Genomic DNA, 17,448 nt, shown 5'->3' on the forward strand with positions numbered 1-17,448 from the left:
GCGCACCAGGGCCTACACTTGCGCGGGTGGGCAGTATTCCCGCCGGTGATGATGTGTTAGACCCCGACGAGCCGACATATGACCTGCCTCGGGTCGCCGAGTTGCTTGGCGTGCCGGTGAGCAAGGTGCAGCAGCAGCTGCGAGAAGGCCACCTACTGGCGGTCCGGCGCGCCGGGGGCGTGGTGGTACCGCAGGTGTTCTTCACGCGCACCGGTGAGGTGGTGAAAAGCCTGCCCGGGCTGCTGACAATCCTGCACGACGGCGGCTATCACGAAACCGAGATCGTGCGGTGGCTGTTCACCCCCGACCCGTCCCTGACGGTGACGCGCGACGGCAGCAGGGACTGCATCAACAACGCCCGTCCGGTCGACGCGCTACACGCCCATCAGGCGCGAGAAGTCGTGCGCCGGGCACAAGCCATGGCGTACTGAACCGCTGGTCAGGCGGCGACGGGCTCTTCGGATTCGTCGGCGCGTGTCGCCGGCTCGCGGCGCAGTGCGTACCAGGCCGCCAGCGCCGCGGCGGTGGCCAGCGAAAAGTGCAGCCAGGAATACATGCCGTGCGATCCGTCGGGTTTGAAGATCAACATGGCCCACGTCGAGAGACCTGCGATGATTGCCACGGCCCGGCGTGACTGGGCCAGTGGGGCCCCCACCGCCAGCGGCCAGGAGTAATACCACGGCAGGGCGGCGGGCACGAACAACACCACGACCACCATCGACCAGGCCATGCCCGTCAGCACGGACCGGTCGTCGCGCCGAGATCGCCACCACAGCAGCGGCAGCATCATCACGATGATCGCGATGCCGATGTAGCGGGTAATTCGCAGCGTGGCATAGAAGTTGACCGCGAAGAACCCGTTGAACACCCAGTGAATCGCGTTGGCCGCGGCAGTCGGGAGGCTCAACCAGTTGATGATCTTCACCGAGCCGGCCAGCGCGGTCAGCCACCCGAGGCCGACACCGGCGACGGCGGTCAAGATCGCGAACACCGCGGAGAAGATCAGCAGCGACATCGCGCTGGCCGCCACGAACGCCCGAAACGGGCGATACCCCCGCTGCTCGCGCAGATGACGCGCCCACACCCAGACCAGGAAAGGCAACGCGATCCCGGCGGTAGCTTTGACCGCGATCCCGATGGTGACCAGCGTGATGCCCAGCGTGTGCCGGCCCTGGAACACCCACGCAATGCCGGCGGCCATCAAGCCCACCATCAGCATTTCGTTGTGCACACCGCCCATCAGGTGGATGAGCACCAGCGGGTTGAGCACGCAGATCCACAGCGCGATCGATCCGCTGCTGCCCAGGTGGTGGGCCAGGCGGGGGGTGGCCCAGATCAGCAATGCCAGACCGGGCAACATGCACAGACGCAGCAGCATGGTCCCGACGATCACGTGATTGCCGACGACGATCGTGACGAGCTTGGCGACCATGATGAAGACCGGACCATACGGCGCGGTGGTGATCGTCCAAATGGGGCTGACGTTGTCCAGCAACGTATTCGGGTTGGCCACCGGGCCCACGGCATAGGGGTCGAAGCCGTCGCGCAGGAGCGCGCCCTGGGCCAGATACGAATAGGTGTCGCGGCTGAAGACCGGTACCGACAGCAGCAGCGGCGCCAGCCAGAAGCCGGTGGTGGCTCGCATGATGAACTCGGAAGTTTCACCGGCCAGGGCCCGCCGGCCCAGCACCAGCCAGGCGACCAGCATCAGGCCGACGCCCGCCCACAACAGAATCGTCGACAGCACCAGCCCGTGGCCGAAGCGCAGCCAGGACATGTGCAGCGATTCCAGCAGCGGGTCGTGTGGCTTGGTGCTGCCTGCCCCCAGGCCACCGACGGTGATCAGCACCGAACCCAGGAGGCCCAGCCTGGCCGGTCGGGCCTGCGGCGTCGCCGCGAACGCAACGATCTCTGAAATGCGCTGTCGCGCAGACTTTTTCGTCTGAACGGAGTCGGCGGTGGGGAGGGGAGTCGGAGTGGTCATCGGCTCACGCGGATCGGTTGGTGGCCGACTTGGCCAGTTCGGACAGCCCGGATTTGGCCGCCGGGTTGATCGGGGCGGCCGCCAGCGCGTCCAGCGCCCGTCGGGTCAGCGTGGCGATGCGGTCCTCGGCGGCGGCCAGCGCGCCCACCGACTCGATCACGTCGCGCAGCTCGGCCACCTGCGCATCGGTCAGCTGGGCGCCAATCGAGCTGCGCAACAGGTCGGCCGCCAACGGGTCCGACGCGTCCGCCAATTGCACGGCCTCGGCGAGCAGTACGGTGCGCTTGCCCGAGCGCAAGTCGTCACCGGACGGCTTGCCCGTCACCGCCGGATCTCCGAATACGCCCAGCACGTCGTCCCGCAGCTGGAAGGCCACGCCAATGTCGGTCCCGAACTGCTGGAAGACCTCGTGGACGTCGGGTCGGTCGGCCGCGGCGGCCGCGCCCAGCTGCAACGGCCGCGACACGGTGTAACACGCGGTCTTGAAGGTGTCGACGTTCATTGCCGACGCGATCGACTCGGCGGCGCTGGCCTCGGCGACGATGTCGAGGTACTGCCCCCCGAGCACCTCGGTGCGGATGTCGGCCCAGACCCGGCGGATACGCAGCTGCGCGTCGGGCGACAGATCCACGCCGAAGACGATGTCGTCGGCCCAGCTCAGTGCCAAGTCGCCGAGCAGGATGGCGGCCGAAATCCCGAACCGATCGGCCGAACCGCGCCACTTGCGGTCGCGGTGCAGGGACGCGAAGCGGACGTGGGCGGTCGGCCGGCCGCGGCGGGTGGAGGAGTCGTCGATGACGTCGTCGTGCACCAGAGCGCAGCCGTGCAGCAACTCCAGTGCCGAAAACAGCAGCAGCACATCCGAATCGGGCTCTCCGCCGGCCACCGCGCGCCAGCCCCAATAGGCGAACGCGGGCCGCAGGCGTTTGCCCCCGGTGAGCACAAAGTCTTCCAGCACGGCGACCAGCAGACCGTAGTCGTCTCCGATATAGGCGGTCTCGGTGCGCCGGTCGTGCAAGTACCGGCGCAGTTGCTCGGTGATGGCGCCGGTCAATTCGACGGTGGCCGCTGCTTCGACGCTCAGCGCCGCGCCCCTTTCTGCTGGCGTGACTTGGTGCTCTGTAGGCCCGACCAGTGTATTCGGCGCGGCTAGACCGAGTTGCTTCGACTGCCTCACTATTACGCCCCTATGCTGGCGAGGGTTCGCGGCCGCGAGGCGGCCCGGGCAATCGTCGTCTTGAAGGAGATTGAGTCGCGTGACTCTCAACACCATCGCGCTCGAGCTGGTGCCGCCGAACACGGACGAAAGTCGGGAACGGGCCAAAGAAGAGGCGCACAAAGTGGTGCGGTACTCGGCCGAGTCCGGGCTCGACGGCCGGATCCGGCACGTCATGATCCCCGGAATCATCGCCGAGGACGACGATCGTCCCGTGCCGATCAAGCCCAAGTTCGACGTGCTCGACTTCTGGTCGATCATCAAGCCCGAGCTGACCGGGATCAACGGCCTGTGCACGCAGGTCACCGCGTTCACCGACGAACCAGCGCTACGCCGGCGGCTCACCGATCTGCGTGACGCCGGCATGGAAGGTGTGGTCTTCGTCGGCGTTCCGCGCACCATGAACGACGGCGAGGGGTCCGGGGTCGCGCCCACCGATGCCCTGTCGATCTATCGCGACTTGCTGCCCAATCGCGGGGTGATCCTGATCCCCACCCGCGAGGGCGAAATCGGCAGGTTCAATTTCAAGTGTGACCAGGGTGCCACCTACGCGATGACCCAGCTGCTGTATTCCGACGCGATTGTGGGCTTTTTGACCGAGTTCGCTAAGACCACCGATCACCGGCCCGAAATCCTGCTGTCGTTCGGGTTCGTCCCGCAGGTGGAGAGCCGCGTCGGCCTGATCAACTGGCTCATCCAGGACCCCGGCAACGAAGCCGTGGCCGCTGAGCAGGACTTCGTCAAACGGCTGGGCGGCTGCGACCCCGCGCGGAAACGCCAACTGATGCTCGACCTGTACAAGCGGGTGGTCGACGGGGTTGCCGAGCTCGGTTTCCCGCTGAGCATCCACCTCGAGGCGACGTACGGGCTGTCCGCCCCCGCATTCCAGACGTTCGCGGAGATGATCTCCTACTGGTCGCCGGCGCAGCTGGTCTGACCGGGCAGCGGGTTTAACCGGGCAGCTGGTCGCGCGGGGCGGTGATCCGCTCGGAGCGATCGCGGCTGAGCCAGGCCAGCAGTGCCACCACGCCGGCGGCCGCGAAGGACGCGATGCCCAGCCAGACGCCCGCCCCGGTGAAGGACCGCGTGTTGGGGTCGGTGTAGCGGGCCTGGGCTGTCATCGTGCTCACGACTCCCGGTTTCAGCTTCCACGACACCGCGTCCGACTCGACGCGGTCGCCGTTGGTGGAGGTCACGGCCCCGGGGAAGGCGATGGTCAGCTCGACGTCGGCGTCGGGATCGGTCAGCGCCGTCAGATCCGCCCGGCCCTCGAGAATCACCAGGTTGCCGTTTCGGCGCAGTGAGAGGTTCACCCCGGCTGCGTTGGAGTTCATGTTGGCCAGCTGCGGCAGCTCCGCGAAGGTCAGGTCGGAGAACACCGCCTGCGACCCGACATAGCCGTCGCTGTCGTAGGTCGACACCGCCACCTTCTGGCTGAACGGGAGATTGTTGTTGTCCAGCTGGGGACCGGTGTCCTTTGGAGTTTTCGGTTTTGCCGCGGCGATGATCTCGCCGGACACCAAGTCATCGGGCGAGATGGTCAGCGAGGCCCTGGCCCGCAGGCATCCGGTCGCCAGCGGCACCACGAGCAGCAGCATCGCGAGGGCCAGCAGTCGGCGGTGCCGAGGGGTGGCAGCTCGGGCTTGACGCGGGGGAGAGCTGGCGTGCACCAGGTCATCGTGCCAGATCCGGTGTGTCGCTTCGGCGAGTCGTCCGATATGCGGGCCGCTGCGTTGCGCCCCGGTCGTCACGGAAGCGGCAGTCGGCGGCCCAGGATCGCGAATGCCCGTGGATCACCGGCGAAGTGGTAGCGCCGGATGATGTCGGTGAAACCCAGCCGCCGGTACAACCGCCAGGCGCGGTTGGCCTCATCATCGCCGGCTTCCGGCGTGGAAAGCAGGACGTTGCGCTCGTCGCGATTTGCCAGCAGCCGGCGGGCCAGCGCCTCGCCGAGGCCACGGCCCTGGGCGCGGGGATGAATGTGCAATTCGGTCAGCTCGAAATAGCTGTTCATCAGCTGGGCGATGTCATCAGGTGGCAAGCCGCCGCGCTGCAAGCCCAACACCACCTGCTGCTGCCACCACTGGCCGGGCGCTCCGGGGTAGCCGTAGGCGACGCCCAGCAACGGCGCATCGCTCAGTTCTTCGGCCGACGGCGCTTTGCGACCCAAACCGACCTTGGACTCGACCACGGCCGCCGCCTGCCATCCGCGTCGCCGGATGTGCTCGAGCCACATGGCGGCCCGCTGATTTTCGGTGCCCCGCGGATATCGCATCGCGTCGACATAAACTGCCAGGGCGTCACTGAGACGGCGCTCCATATCCTCCGGCGGGAAATCGATGAGGAATATCGCCAACTCGCGGTGCCCTCCTCATCTGGTGATCCGGCCGTTAGCGCCTGTGCCGTGCCCGTGCAACCGCCATTATCGGACCCGCTGGTGCTCGCAATACGGGGCGGTGGCGGCAACGGGCGCACAACTGTACAAGTTCTCCCAAGCAGGTTGTAACGCACGGCCGTTGGTCCACGACAGTATTGTCTGGATGCTGCGGGGATAGAATCGGTGCCGAACCGGTGGTACGGCGCTGATTGACCTCGTATCATTTGCGTTAGATGCCCCTACAATGGGGACCCGCGTGCTATCCGATAGTTACGTGCCAGATTGCCGGCAAGGAGGGACGAATGCCACTCTCCGATCATGAGCAGAGGATGCTCGATCAGATCGAGAGCGCTCTCTACGCCGAGGATCCCAAGTTCGCGTCGAGCGTCCGTGGCGGAGGATTCCGCGCTCCGACCGCCCGTCGGCGCCTGCAAGGCGTGGCGCTGTTCGTCATCGGTCTGGCGATGCTGGTTTCCGGGGTGGCGTTCAAAGCCACGATGATCGGTAGCTTCCCGGTTCTCAGCGTCGTCGGCTTCATCGTGATGTTCGGCGGCGTGGTGTATGCCATCACCGGCCCGCGGCTGTCCGGACGTTCGGACCATTCCGGACCGGCGCCAGGGGCGCCGCGCCGTCGCAATAAAGGTGGCGGAGGTTCGTTCACCAGCCGGATGGAGGACCGGTTCCGCCGCCGCTTCGATGAGTAGCGGGACCACCTGACACACCGGCGCTAAGGGGTAGCCACAACGGCTGCCCCTTTTTTGTGCGCGAGTTTTGTGCGCGAGACCGATTTGAGCCCCAATCGAGCTCGGATTGAGCCCCACTTGGCCCCACCGAGATGCCCCACTTCGCCCCACTGGGCAACTTCTGCCCTTTGAGATGCGGTTTCTCATCGTGGCCCGCGGATGCCGCGGTGCCCCCGGGTGGCCCCGATGCGGCCAGGTGTGGGAAATGGCCCGCGAAACACGGCGACGACACTCGATTTATGGGGAAAAGTGGGGGGTTGTGGGGTATGGTGGCTGAAGTGTTTGGGCGAGACGAGAGCCGGTCTCGGTAGGAGGTGAGCTGGTGTTTCTCGGCACCTACACGCCCAAACTCGACGACAAGGGGCGGCTCACGTTGCCCGCCAAGTTCCGCGACGCGCTGGCAGGGGGGTTGATGGTCACCAAGAGCCAAGACCACAGCCTCGCTGTCTACCCGCGAACGGAATTCGAGCAGCTGGCCCGCCGGGCGAGCAAGACCTCACGCAGCAATCCGGAAGCGAGAGCGTTTCTGCGCAATCTCGCCGCCGGTACCGACGAACAGCATCCCGACGCGCAGGGCCGCATCACCCTGTCCGCCGACCACCGCCGTTACGCGAACCTCTCGAAGGACTGTGTGGTGATCGGGGCGGTCGACTACCTCGAGATCTGGGATGCGCAGGCCTGGAACGACTACCAGCAGACCCACGAAGAGAACTTCTCCGCGGCCAGCGATGAAGCACTCGGCGACATTATCTGAGGCGCGTGCCCGTGCATCGTGGCCTCTGCCCGAACCGACCCTGGCGTACTTCCCCAACGCCAGGTTCGTCTCTTCGGACAGAGACCTCGGTGCAGGGGCGGCACTTCGGGCCGAATGGAGTGCGATGGCGTTCCCTCAGACGTGGGAAGGTGTGGCAGTGGCAGGGAATCCAGATGATTTCGGTCATATCCCTGTGCTGCTGCAGCGCTGCGTCGAGTTGCTTACCCCGGCGCTGACTCGCCTCCACCCGGACGGATCAGAGGCCGTCCTGGTCGACGCCACCCTGGGTGCGGGCGGACATGCAGAACGGTTCTTGACCGAATTGCCCGGCCTGCGGCTGATCGGGCTCGATCGCGACCCCAGCGCCCTGGACATCGCCCGGGACCGGCTGGCGCCATTCGGCGACCGGGTCACGCTGGTGCACACCAGGTATGACGGCATCGAGGATGCGCTGGTCGAATCAGGCTATGCAGCAAGCGAATCCGTCGACGCAGTGCTGTTCGACCTCGGCGTGTCGTCCATGCAGCTGGACCGTGCCGAACGGGGCTTCGCCTACGCCCAGGATGCGCCGCTGGATATGCGGATGGACCCGGAATCACCGCTGACCGCCGCCGACATCGTCAACACCTACGACGAGGCAGCATTGGCGCAGATCCTGCACCGCTACGGCGAGGAGCGCTTCGCCCGTCGTATTGCGTCGCATATCGTCCGCCAGCGTGCCCGCGCTCCGTTCACCTCGACGTCCGAGCTCGTAGAGCTGCTCTACCAAGCGATTCCGGCTCCGGCCCGGCGCACCGGCGGGCATCCGGCCAAGCGGACCTTTCAGGCGCTGCGCATCGCGGTCAACGACGAGCTGGATTCGCTGCGCGGCGCCCTGCCGGCCGCGCTGGATGCGGTCAGGGTCGCGGGGCGCGTGGCGGTGATGGCCTACCAATCGCTGGAAGACCGGATCGTCAAGCGGGTGTTCGCCGACGCGGTCGCGTCGCGGACGCCGGTTGACCTGCCGGTCGAATTGCCTGGTCGCGGACCGCGGTTCCGGTCGTTGACGCGCGGGGCCGAACGCGCGGACGCGGCCGAGGTCGAACGCAATCCGCGCAGCAACGCGGTGCGATTGCGAGCCGTGCAACGGGTGGAACACGACGTGGAACCGCAGCGCCAGGCAACCGGGAAGGGCGACGCATGAAATCCAAGCGCGAGGCGCCGAAACGCGCAGGCGGCAGTGATCGCCGGCGTGGACGCGACGGTTCCGCCCGCACGAGCAGGCGTACCGCGGCCGAGACGGCCTCGCGTGGCAGCCGGCCCAAAAAGGCGTCGACCTCCAGTCGCGAAGCGCGGGTGCACAATTCCGGTCCGCAGACCAGCCCCAACGCCCGGCCGGTCGAACGGTCGGGCCGCGCCAAGAGTACCCGGCAGGCGCGGGCGCGCGCCAAAGCGCGGAAAGCCAAGGCGCCCAGGACTATTCGGCCCAAGCTGACCGAGCGCTTGGCGGCCCGGCTGGCGTCCATCGACCTGCGGCCGCGTACGCTGATGAGCAAGGTTCCCTTCGTCGTGCTGGTCATCGGTGCGCTCGGTCTCGGGCTGGGCCTCACCTTGTGGTTGTCCACCGACTCTGCCGAGCGCTCCTACCGGTTGAGTCACGCCCGCGAGAAGAACCGGATGCTGCAACAGCAAAAGGAGTCGCTGGAACGCGAGGTGCGCGAGGCCGAGGCCGCGCCGGCCCTGGCCGAGGCGGCCCGCAAGCAGGGCATGATCCCCACCCGCGACACCGCCCACCTGGTCCAGGACCCGACCGGCAACTGGGTGGTGGTCGGGACGCCCAAGCCGGCAGACGGTGTCCCGCCGCCGCCGCTGAACGCCAAGATTCCTGACGCGGTTCCGCTACCCCCACCGCCACCGGCGGCGATTGCGCCGGAGGTCCCGGTTCGCATGCAGCCCGCTCCCGGTGCTCCGCTGGTGCCGGGCAGGTCTGGGCCCGAGGCGCTGCTGCGCGCGCCGGACGGGTCGACGACCGTCGGCGGTCAGCACCTGCCACCGGCGGCTCCGCCGCTGCCGGGCATGCCCGGCGGACCGGCCTTCGGCCAACCTCCGGGTGTGCAGCCGCTGCCGTTGCCGGGGCTACCGGCGCCGGCGGATCCGGCGGTCGTTGCCGCGCCCGCCGAAGTGCCGATTCCGATTGGTGGATTGCCCGTTCCAGTGCCGGGGCAGGTGCCCGCACAGTTACCCCCGGAGGTGCCGGTTCCGGTGCAACGGGGAGTGGCGCCGCCGGCGCCCGTCGTTGGCGGCCCGCTGATACCCGGGGCCTGGGTGCTGCCGCCCGCCGTGCCGGGGTTCGCGCCGAATAACGGCCAGCCGTCCGTCCCGCCCGTCGCTGTGACGCCGGGCGCTCGCCGGTGAGCCGCGGCGAATCCCGGCGGACGCGCCGGTCGCAACCGACACATGGTCCCGGCAAGTCGCCGGTTGCCAAGCCGACCCGGCAGTCGAAGCGAACCCGGACGGAGACAGCCGTGAGCCCGAAGGATATCCGGGAACCGAAGAGATTCCGGAAAGCAAAGGAAGCCAGTCAGTCTCAGGGGGCAGCACGATCCGAGGGCGGTACTGGTCACTCGGCAACGGAGCGGCGTACCCGCCAGGTCATGGAAATGGGCGGCCGCGGAGGGTCATTCGCGTTCCGGCATCGGGCCGGCTACGCGGTCATCCTGGTGCTGATGCTGGTGGTGGGCGCGCAGCTGTTCATGCTCCAGGTGACCGATGCTCCAGCGCTGCGGGCACAGGCCGCGGGGCAGCTCAAGGTCACCGACATTCAAAAGGCCGTCCGCGGCAGCATCGTCGACCGTAACAACGAACAACTTGCCTTCACCATCGAGTCACGCGCTTTGACGTTCCAGCCCAAGAAGATTCGCGAGCAATTGGAGGAGGCCAAGCGCAAGAACCCGGCTGCCCCCGATCCGCAGGCTCGGCTGCAGGACATCGCAAAGGAGGTTTCGGCCCGGCTCAACAACAAGCCCGATTTCGCGACCGTACTGAAGAAGCTGCAAACCAGCGACAACTTCGTCTACCTGGCCCGCGCCGTCGATCCCGCTGTCGCCAGCGCGATTTCGGACAAGTATCCCGAAGTGGGTTCTGAGCGACAGGATCTGCGCCAGTACCCCGGGGGATCGCTGGCCGCCAACATCGTCGGGGGCATCGACTGGGACGGGCATGGGCTGCTGGGGCTCGAGGACAGCCTGGATTCCGTCCTCGCGGGCGCCGATGGCTCGGTGACCTACGACCGGGGTTCGGACGGCGTGGTCATCCCCGGCAGCTATCGCAACCGGCACAAGGCGGTCAACGGCTCAACCGTCCAGCTCACCCTCGACGACGACATCCAGTTCTACGTGCAGCAGCAGGTGCAGCAGGCCAGGAACGTGTCTGGGGCGCACAATGTTTCGGCCGTCGTCCTGGACGCCAAGACCGGTGAGGTGCTGGCCATGGCCAACGACAACACCTTCGACCCGTCCCAGGACATCGGGCGTCAGGGCGACAAGCAGCTGGGCAATCTGCCGGTGTCGTCGCCCTACGAGCCGGGTTCGGTGAACAAGATCATCACCGCCTCGTCGGTCATCGAATACGGCCTGTCCAACCCCGACGAGGTGCTGCAGGTCCCCGGCTCCATCCAGATGGGCGGCGTCAGCATCCACGACGCCTGGGACCACGGTGTGATGCCGTACACGACCACGGGCGTCTTCGGGAAGTCGTCCAACGTCGGCACGCTGATGCTGGCGCAACGCGTTGGCCCAGAACGGTTTTACGATATGGTCCGCAAGTTCGGGCTGGGTCAGCGCACCAACGTCGGGCTGCCGGGCGAGAGCGCCGGGCTGGTCCCGCCCATTGACCAATGGTCGGGCAGCACCTTCTCGAACTTGCCTATCGGCCAGGGTCTTTCGATGACCTTGCTGCAGATGACGGACATGTACCAGACCATCGCCAACGACGGCCTGCGAATCCCGCCGCGGATCATCAAGGCCACCATCGCCGCCGACGGCACCCGGACCGAGGAACCCCGCCCCGAGGGCGTCCGCGTGGTTTCCCCCCAGACCGCGCAGACCGTGCGCGGCATGCTGCGCGCCGTCGTGCAACGCGATCCGATGGGCTACCAGCAGGGCACCGGCCCGTCTGCGGCGGTGCCGGGTTATCAGATGGCCGGCAAGACCGGTACTGCCCAGCAGATCAACCCCGGCTGCGGCTGCTACTTCGACAACGTCTACTGGATAACCTTCGCCGGGATGGCCACGGTCGACAATCCGCGCTACGTGATCGGCATCATGATGGACAACCCGGAGCGCAACGCCGACGGCACCCCCGGACACTCGGCGGCCCCGCTGTTCCATAACATCGCCGGCTGGCTGATGCAGCGTGAGAACGTCCCGCTGTCGCCGGACCCGGGTCCGCCGCTGACCCTGCAGGCCACCTGAAACTCGGCTCTCCCGGCCATGATCGGCGGCGTGCGCCCGCACACCTACGCGCTGCTGATCGACCCGGTGTTGCGGGCGGCTCCCGAGGGCATGTTCGTCGCCGGGTGGACCCCATGAGGGCATCGACAGTGCGCTGACGGATTCGGGTGTGCGCTCAGGGCGGGATCGGGGCCGGAGTCGCGCCACCACCGCACCCGCGAAGCCGTCACCGCACACCCGACCGGCGGGCGCCCGGTAGGGCGGGAGGACCGCGGGCGTTGGCCTGCCTAGGTAGGGTGTCATGGCTGATCATGGCTAACGGAGGTGTGACAGGAGTGCCGGTGCCCACCGAGTTGCGGCCCACCGCCGGCGCGGGGGTGCGGTTGCCTGCGCTGGCGGCGCAGGTCGGCGCGGTGCTGGCCGACCGCGATGCCCCCGTCCCGGACGTGCCGATCACCGGCGTGACGCTGCGCGCCCAGGACGTGGCGCCCGGCGACCTGTTCGCCGCCCTGCCCGGCGCGACCACACACGGCGCCCGGTACGCCGGCGATGCGATCGAACGCGGCGCCGTCGCGGTGCTCACCGATGCCGCAGGGGTCACCGAAATGGCTGCTCAGGCCAGCGCGGTGCCCACGCTGGTGCATCCGGATCCACGTCGCGTGCTCGGCGGCCTGGCCGCGACGGTGTACGGCGACCCGTCCAGCCGGCTGGCGGTCCTGGGCATCACCGGAACGTCCGGCAAGACCACGACGACGTACCTGATGGAGTCCGGTCTCCGCGCCGCGGGACGGGTGGCCGGGCTGATCGGCACCATCGGCATCCGCATCGACGGCGCCGACATCCCCAGCGCCCTGACCACTCCGGAGGCCCCCGCGCTGCAGGCCATGCTGGCGGCGATGGCCGACCGCGGGGTCGACACGGTGGTGATGGAGGTATCCAGCCACGCCCTGACGTTGGGGCGGGTGGACGGCACCGGGTTCGCGGTCGGCGGCTTTACCAACCTGTCCCGTGATCACCTGGACTTCCACCCGACCATGGCCGACTACTTCGATGCCAAGGCGCTGCTGTTCGATCCGGCCTCGCCGCTGCGCGCGCGACGCGTCGTGGTGTGCGTCGACGACGATGCCGGGCGCGCGATGGCCGCCCGGGCCGGTGACGCAATCACCGTCAGCGCCGAAGGCCAGCCCGCGCATTGGCGAGCCATCGACATCGCGCTGGAGGGCGCCGGGGGCCAGCAGTTTACTGCCGTCGGGCCCGACGGGGCTGCGAGCCGGGTCGGCATCCGGCTGCCGGGCCGCTACAACATCGCCAATTGCCTTGTCGCACTGGCGATTATAGATTTGGTCGGGGTTTCCGTCGAGCAGGCTGCGCCGGGAATGCTGACAACCCGTGTCCCCGGGCGGCTGGAAGAAATCGACTGCGGCCAGGATTTCCTTGCCCTGGTCGACTACGCCCACAAGCCGGGTGCGTTGCGGGCGGTGCTGACCACCCTGAAGCGGCCGGGCGGTCGGCTGGCCGTTGTGTTCGGCGCCGGTGGCGACCGCGACCCGGGCAAGCGGGTGCCGATGGGCGAAGTGGCCGCCGAGCTGGCCGATCTCGTCGTCGTTACCGACGACAACCCGCGCAGCGAGGATCCCGCGGCGATCCGGCGCGAGATCGTGGCGGGGGCCGCCAGAGGCAAAGCCCAGGTCGTCGAGCTCGGCGACCGGCGCGAGGCGATCCGGCACGCCGTCGGCTGGGCCGGCCCCGGCGACGTCGTCGTCATCGCGGGCAAGGGCCACGAAACCGGGCAACGCAGCGGCAGCGAGGTGCGCCCATTCGACGACCGGGTGGAGCTCGCCCAGGCGTTAGAGGCCTTGAAGGCACAGCGATGATCGACCTGACCGTGGCCCAGATCGCCCAGATCGTCGGCGGAACCCTGGCCGACATCTCGCCGGAGGCCGCCGCGGAATTGCACGTCACGGGCACCGTCGAATTCGACTCCCGCGCCATCGGCCCCGGCGGACTGTTTCTGGCCCTGCCCGGCGCACGATCCGACGGCCACGACCACGCGGCCTCGGCCGTCGCGGCCGGCGCGGTGGCGGTGTTGGCCGCCCGTCCGGTCGGCGTCCCCGCGATCGTGGTGGCCCCGCGCGCGGCCGACGACCTCCGGGCCGGTGTGCTCGAGCACGACACCGACGGCTCGGGCGCGGCGGTGCTGGCGGCACTGGCCAAGCTGGCCGCCGCCGTCGCCGCCGAACTGGTGGCCGAGGGCCTGATCATCATCGGAATCACCGGCTCGTCGGGAAAGACGTCCACCAAAGACCTGGTGGCCGCGGTCCTGGCCCCGCTGGGCGAGGTGGTGGCCCCGCCGGGATCGTTCAACAACGAGCTGGGCCATCCCTGGACCGTGTTGCGCGCTACGCGGCGCACCGACTACCTGATTCTCGAGATGTCGGCGCGCCACCCCGGCAATATCGCCGCGCTGGCCCAGATCGCCCCGCCGGCCATCGGAGTGGTGCTCAACGTCGGTACCGCGCACCTGGGCGAGTTCGGTTCGCGCGAAGCCATCGCGCAAACGAAAGCCGAACTGCCGCAATCGGTCTCAGCATCGGGCGCGGTTGTCCTCAACGCCGACGACCCGACGGTGGCCGCGATGGCCCAGCTCACCGAGGCCCGGGTGATCCGGGTCAGCCGGGAATCGATCACCGACTCGGGTCCCAGCGACGTGTGGGCCGAAGGCGTGTCGCTGGACGAATTGGCCAGGCCGCGTTTTACGTTGCATGCACAAGGCACCCAAGCGGAGGTTCAACTCGGGGTGTACGGCGATCATCAGGTCACGAACGCGTTGTGTGCGGGTGCGGTGGCGCTGCAATGCGGTGCCCGCGTCGAGCAGGTCGCCGACGCGCTCGCCGGCGCCGGCCCGGTGTCGCGGCACCGGATGCAGGTGATCACCCGCGCCGACGGTGTCACGGTGATCGACGACGCCTACAACGCCAACCCGGACTCGATGCGGGCCGGGCTGCAGGCGTTGGCCTGGATCGCCCACGGCGCGCAGCAACACGACGCCCAGCCGCGGCGCAGCTGGGCGGTGCTCGGCGAAATGGCCGAGCTGGGCGAGGACGCGATTACCGAGCACGATCGCATCGGCCGGTTGGCGGTGCGCTTAGATGTGTCTCGACTCGTTGTCGTGGGAATGGGGAGGTCGATGAGCGCCATGCACCACGGAGCGGTCATGGAGGGCTCGTGGGGCTCTGAAACCGATCCAGCGGCTGATCGCGGGGCCGTCAACGTGCCCGACAGCGACGCCGCCCTGGCTTTGTTGCGGGCCGAAGTGCAACCCGGCGATGTGGTGTTGGTCAAGGCATCGAACTCGGCCGGGCTCGGAGCCCTGGCAGAAGCGCTGACCGCGGACGCCGAGGCTCGCCCGTGAGACAGATCCTCGTCGCCGTCGCCATCGCGCTGACCGTGTCGATCCTGCTGACCCCCGCGCTGATCCGGCTGTTCACCAAGCAGGGCTTCGGCCATCAGATCCGTGAGGACGGTCCGCCCAGCCACCACACCAAACGCGGCACGCCGTCGATGGGCGGCGTGGCGATTTTGGCGGGTATCTGGGCCGGTTACCTGGGCACCCACCTGGCCGGGCTGGCGTTCGACGGCGAAGGAATTTCCGCCTCGGGCCTGCTCGTGCTGGGCCTGGCGACCGTGCTGGGTGGCGTGGGCTTCCTCGACGACCTGATCAAACTGCGCCGCTCGCGCAACCTGGGACTGAACAAGACGGCCAAGACGGTCGGGCAGATCACCGCCGCGGTGCTGTTCGGCGTGCTGGTTTTGCAGTTCCACAACGCCAACGGCCTGACACCGGCCAGCCCGGATCTGTCCTACGTGCGTGAAATTGCCACCGTCACACTGACTCCCGCGCTGTTCGTGCTGTTCTGCGTGGCCATCGTCACCTCCTGGTCCAACGCGGTCAACTTCACCGACGGCCTGGACGGGCTGGCCGCGGGCAGCATGGCGATGGTCACCGGCGCCTACGTGCTGGTGACCTTCTGGCAATACCGCAACGCCTGCGTCACCGCGCCGGGCCTGGGTTGCTACAACGTGCGCGACCCGCTGGACCTGGCGCTGATCGCCGCCGCGACCGCCGGAGCGTGCATCGGCTTTTTATGGTGGAACGCCGCGCCGGCCAAGATCTTCATGGGGGACACCGGATCCCTTGCCCTGGGCGGCATCGTCGCGGGTTTGTCGATCACCAGCCGCACCGAAATCCTTGCGGTGGTGCTGGGTTCGCTGTTCGTCGCCGAGGCCGGCTCGGTGGTGCTGCAGATCCTGGCCTTCCGCACGACCGGGCGCCGGGTGTTCCGGATGGCGCCGTTTCACCACCACTTCGAGCTGAGCGGCTGGGCCGAAACCACGGTGATCATCCGGTTCTGGCTGCTCACCGCCATCACCTGCGGTCTGGGCGTTGCCCTCTTCTACGGTGAGTGGCTAGCCGCGATCGGCGCCTGACGTGACCGGGCTGGAGCCCCTGGCGCCGGGTGCGCCCGTGCTGGTGGCCGGCGCGCGGGTGACGGGGCGGTCAATCCTGTTCGCGCTCAAGCGATTTGGAGCAGCGGTAACCCTGTTTGACGACGACCCGGCCATGCTGCGCCCGTATGCGGAGAGCGGCGTCACGACTGTCGACGCCACCGCCGCGATCGCCGGGATCGCCGAGTACGCGCTGGTGGTCACCAGTCCCGGATTCCAGCCGTCGACGCCGGTGCTGGCCGCGGCCGCCGCGGCGGGAATCCCCATCTGGGGCGACGTCGAGTTGGCCTGGCGGCTGGACTCCGCGGGGCACTATGGGCCGCCGCGCCGCTGGCTGGTGGTGACCGGAACCAACGGCAAGACCACGACGACGTCGATGCTGCACGACATGTTGACCGCAGGCGGCCTGCGCAGCGTGCTGTGCGGCAACATCGGCGACCCCGTGCTGGACGTCCTCGAGCAGCCCGCCGACGTGCTGGCCGTCGAGCTGTCCAGCTTCCAGCTGTACTGGGCGCCGTCGCTGCGGCCCGAGGCCGGCGCGGTGCTCAACATCGCCGAGGACCATCTGGATTGGCATTCGACGATGGCCGAGTACACCGCGGCGAAGGCCCGGGTGCTGGACGGGCGGGTCGCGGTGGTCGGGCTGGACGACAGCCGGGCTGCCGCGCTGCTGGACACCGCGGCAGCACCGGTGCGGGCCGGTTTCCGGCTCGGTGAACCGGCCGCCGGTGAACTCGGGGTGCGCGACGGGCGGCTGGTGGATCGGGCGTTCGCCGACGACCTGGCGCTGTTGTCGGTCGCGTCGATACCGGTGCCGGGGCCCGTCGGCGTGCTCGACGCCCTGGCCGCCGCGGCGCTGGCCCGCAGCGTGGATGTGCCCGCGGCGGCGATCGCGGAGGCGATCGCCTCGTTTCGGCTGGGGCGGCACCGGGCCGAGGTGGTGCTCGTCGCCGACGGGATCAGATACGTCGACGACTCCAAGGCCACCAACCCGCACGCCGCCGAGGCGTCGATCATGGCCTACCCCCGGGTGGTGTGGGTGGCCGGCGGTTTGCTGAAGGGCGCATCGGTGGACGCCGAGGTCGCCAGAGTCGCATCGCGGCTGGTCGGCGCGGTGCTCATCGGCCAGGACCGCCAAGAGGTTGCAGAGGCGTTATCGCGACACGCGCCGGATGTCCCCGTCGTCCAGGTTGTGACAGGCGAGGATGCTGGTATGAATGCGACTGCTGTGATTCCTGATGCAGATGTGACGGATGATTCTGGTGAGAAACTCGGCACTCGTGTCATGACAGCCGCGGTCGCCGCGGCGCGGAACCTGGCCAAAGCGGGCGACACGGTGTTGCTGGCTCCCGCGGGCGCATCGTTCGACCAGTTCGAGGGCTATGCGGATCGCGGCGACGCCTTCGCCGCCGCCGTTCACGCGGCGCTTCGGTAGGCG

15 protein-coding genes are annotated in these 17,448 nt (G+C 68.4%); 11 read left to right on the forward strand and 4 right to left on the reverse strand.

Going from position 1 to position 17,448, the window contains the following annotated elements; genetic code table 11:
- Positions 1-26: 26 nt before the first annotated feature.
- Entirely contained in the window at positions 27-431 is a 405-nt protein-coding gene (locus tag MNAB215_RS22085) for an Rv2175c family DNA-binding protein (RefSeq protein ID WP_077080696.1), read from the forward strand.
- Between the two features lie 8 nt (positions 432-439).
- Here the strand turns inward: MNAB215_RS22085 and MNAB215_RS22090 are convergent, their stop codons facing one another.
- Positions 440-1,984: an alpha-(1->6)-mannopyranosyltransferase A gene (locus MNAB215_RS22090; protein ID WP_077080697.1), complete on the reverse strand. Its 1,545-nt coding sequence runs from the start codon at positions 1,982-1,984 to the stop codon at positions 440-442.
- Between the two features lie 4 nt (positions 1,985-1,988).
- A complete protein-coding gene (gene idsA2 / locus MNAB215_RS22095; protein ID WP_077080698.1) occupies positions 1,989-3,038 on the reverse strand; it encodes a bifunctional (2E,6E)-farnesyl/geranyl diphosphate synthase in 1,050 nt (349 codons plus the stop codon).
- 202 nt (positions 3,039-3,240) lie between these two features.
- Here idsA2 and MNAB215_RS22100 point away from each other — a divergent pair, with 202 nt between their 5' ends.
- Positions 3,241-4,137, forward strand: a complete 897-nt coding sequence (locus MNAB215_RS22100) for a mycobacterial-type methylenetetrahydrofolate reductase (RefSeq protein WP_077080699.1) — start codon at positions 3,241-3,243, stop codon at positions 4,135-4,137.
- Positions 4,138-4,150: 13 nt separating this feature from the next.
- Here the strand turns inward: MNAB215_RS22100 and lppM are convergent, their stop codons facing one another.
- Positions 4,151-4,798, reverse strand: coding sequence for a lipoprotein LppM (gene lppM / locus MNAB215_RS22105; RefSeq protein WP_077082227.1), 648 nt, complete (start codon positions 4,796-4,798; stop codon positions 4,151-4,153).
- A 149-nt stretch (positions 4,799-4,947) separates the two neighbouring features.
- Positions 4,948-5,556, reverse strand: coding sequence for a GNAT family N-acetyltransferase (locus MNAB215_RS22110; RefSeq protein ID WP_077080700.1), 609 nt, complete (start codon positions 5,554-5,556; stop codon positions 4,948-4,950).
- Positions 5,557-5,879: 323 nt separating this feature from the next.
- On the opposite strand from MNAB215_RS22110, the gene MNAB215_RS22115 reads away from it, so the two are divergent.
- The 9 genes from MNAB215_RS22115 to murD all read left to right on the forward strand — a co-directional run bounded on the left by MNAB215_RS22115 (position 5,880) and on the right by murD (position 17,445).
- Positions 5,880-6,281: a DUF3040 domain-containing protein gene (locus tag MNAB215_RS22115; RefSeq protein ID WP_077080701.1), complete on the forward strand. Its 402-nt coding sequence runs from the start codon at positions 5,880-5,882 to the stop codon at positions 6,279-6,281.
- 361 nt (positions 6,282-6,642) lie between these two features.
- Positions 6,643-7,074, forward strand: coding sequence for a division/cell wall cluster transcriptional repressor MraZ (mraZ, locus tag MNAB215_RS22120; protein WP_077080702.1), 432 nt, complete (start codon positions 6,643-6,645; stop codon positions 7,072-7,074).
- A complete protein-coding gene (gene rsmH / locus MNAB215_RS22125; protein ID WP_108637686.1) occupies positions 7,049-8,257 on the forward strand; it encodes a 16S rRNA (cytosine(1402)-N(4))-methyltransferase RsmH in 1,209 nt (402 codons plus the stop codon). Before mraZ ends, rsmH begins: the two co-directional genes overlap by 26 nt.
- The gene (gene ftsL, locus MNAB215_RS22130) at positions 8,254-9,468 is read left to right on the forward strand and encodes a cell division protein FtsL (protein WP_077080703.1); all 1,215 of its coding nucleotides are present in this window, start codon (positions 8,254-8,256) and stop codon (positions 9,466-9,468) included. Before rsmH ends, ftsL begins: the two co-directional genes overlap by 4 nt.
- Positions 9,465-11,525: a peptidoglycan D,D-transpeptidase FtsI family protein gene (locus tag MNAB215_RS22135; protein WP_077080704.1), complete on the forward strand. Its 2,061-nt coding sequence runs from the start codon at positions 9,465-9,467 to the stop codon at positions 11,523-11,525. Before ftsL ends, MNAB215_RS22135 begins: the two co-directional genes overlap by 4 nt.
- Before the next feature lie 290 nt (positions 11,526-11,815).
- On the forward strand, positions 11,816-13,378 hold the full coding sequence (locus MNAB215_RS22140) for a UDP-N-acetylmuramoyl-L-alanyl-D-glutamate--2,6-diaminopimelate ligase (RefSeq protein WP_077082229.1): 1,563 nt from the start codon (positions 11,816-11,818) through the stop codon (positions 13,376-13,378).
- Positions 13,375-14,916 (forward strand): UDP-N-acetylmuramoyl-tripeptide--D-alanyl-D-alanine ligase, encoded by a 1,542-nt coding sequence (locus MNAB215_RS22145; RefSeq protein WP_077080705.1) that lies wholly within the window; start codon positions 13,375-13,377, stop codon positions 14,914-14,916. The genes MNAB215_RS22140 and MNAB215_RS22145 overlap by 4 nt, the downstream gene beginning before the upstream one ends.
- Complete coding sequence (mraY, locus tag MNAB215_RS22150) at positions 14,913-15,992, forward strand: phospho-N-acetylmuramoyl-pentapeptide-transferase (protein ID WP_077080706.1); 1,080 nt, start codon at positions 14,913-14,915, stop codon at positions 15,990-15,992. Before MNAB215_RS22145 ends, mraY begins: the two co-directional genes overlap by 4 nt.
- 10 nt (positions 15,993-16,002) lie before the next feature.
- Positions 16,003-17,445 (forward strand): UDP-N-acetylmuramoyl-L-alanine--D-glutamate ligase, encoded by a 1,443-nt coding sequence (gene murD, locus MNAB215_RS22155; RefSeq protein ID WP_245830466.1) that lies wholly within the window; start codon positions 16,003-16,005, stop codon positions 17,443-17,445.
- The last annotated feature ends 3 nt before the right edge of the window (positions 17,446-17,448 follow it).

The sequence above is a fragment of the Mycobacterium numidiamassiliense genome (assembly GCF_900157365.1).
Taxonomy (GTDB): Bacteria; Actinomycetota; Actinomycetes; order Mycobacteriales; family Mycobacteriaceae; genus Mycobacterium; species Mycobacterium numidiamassiliense.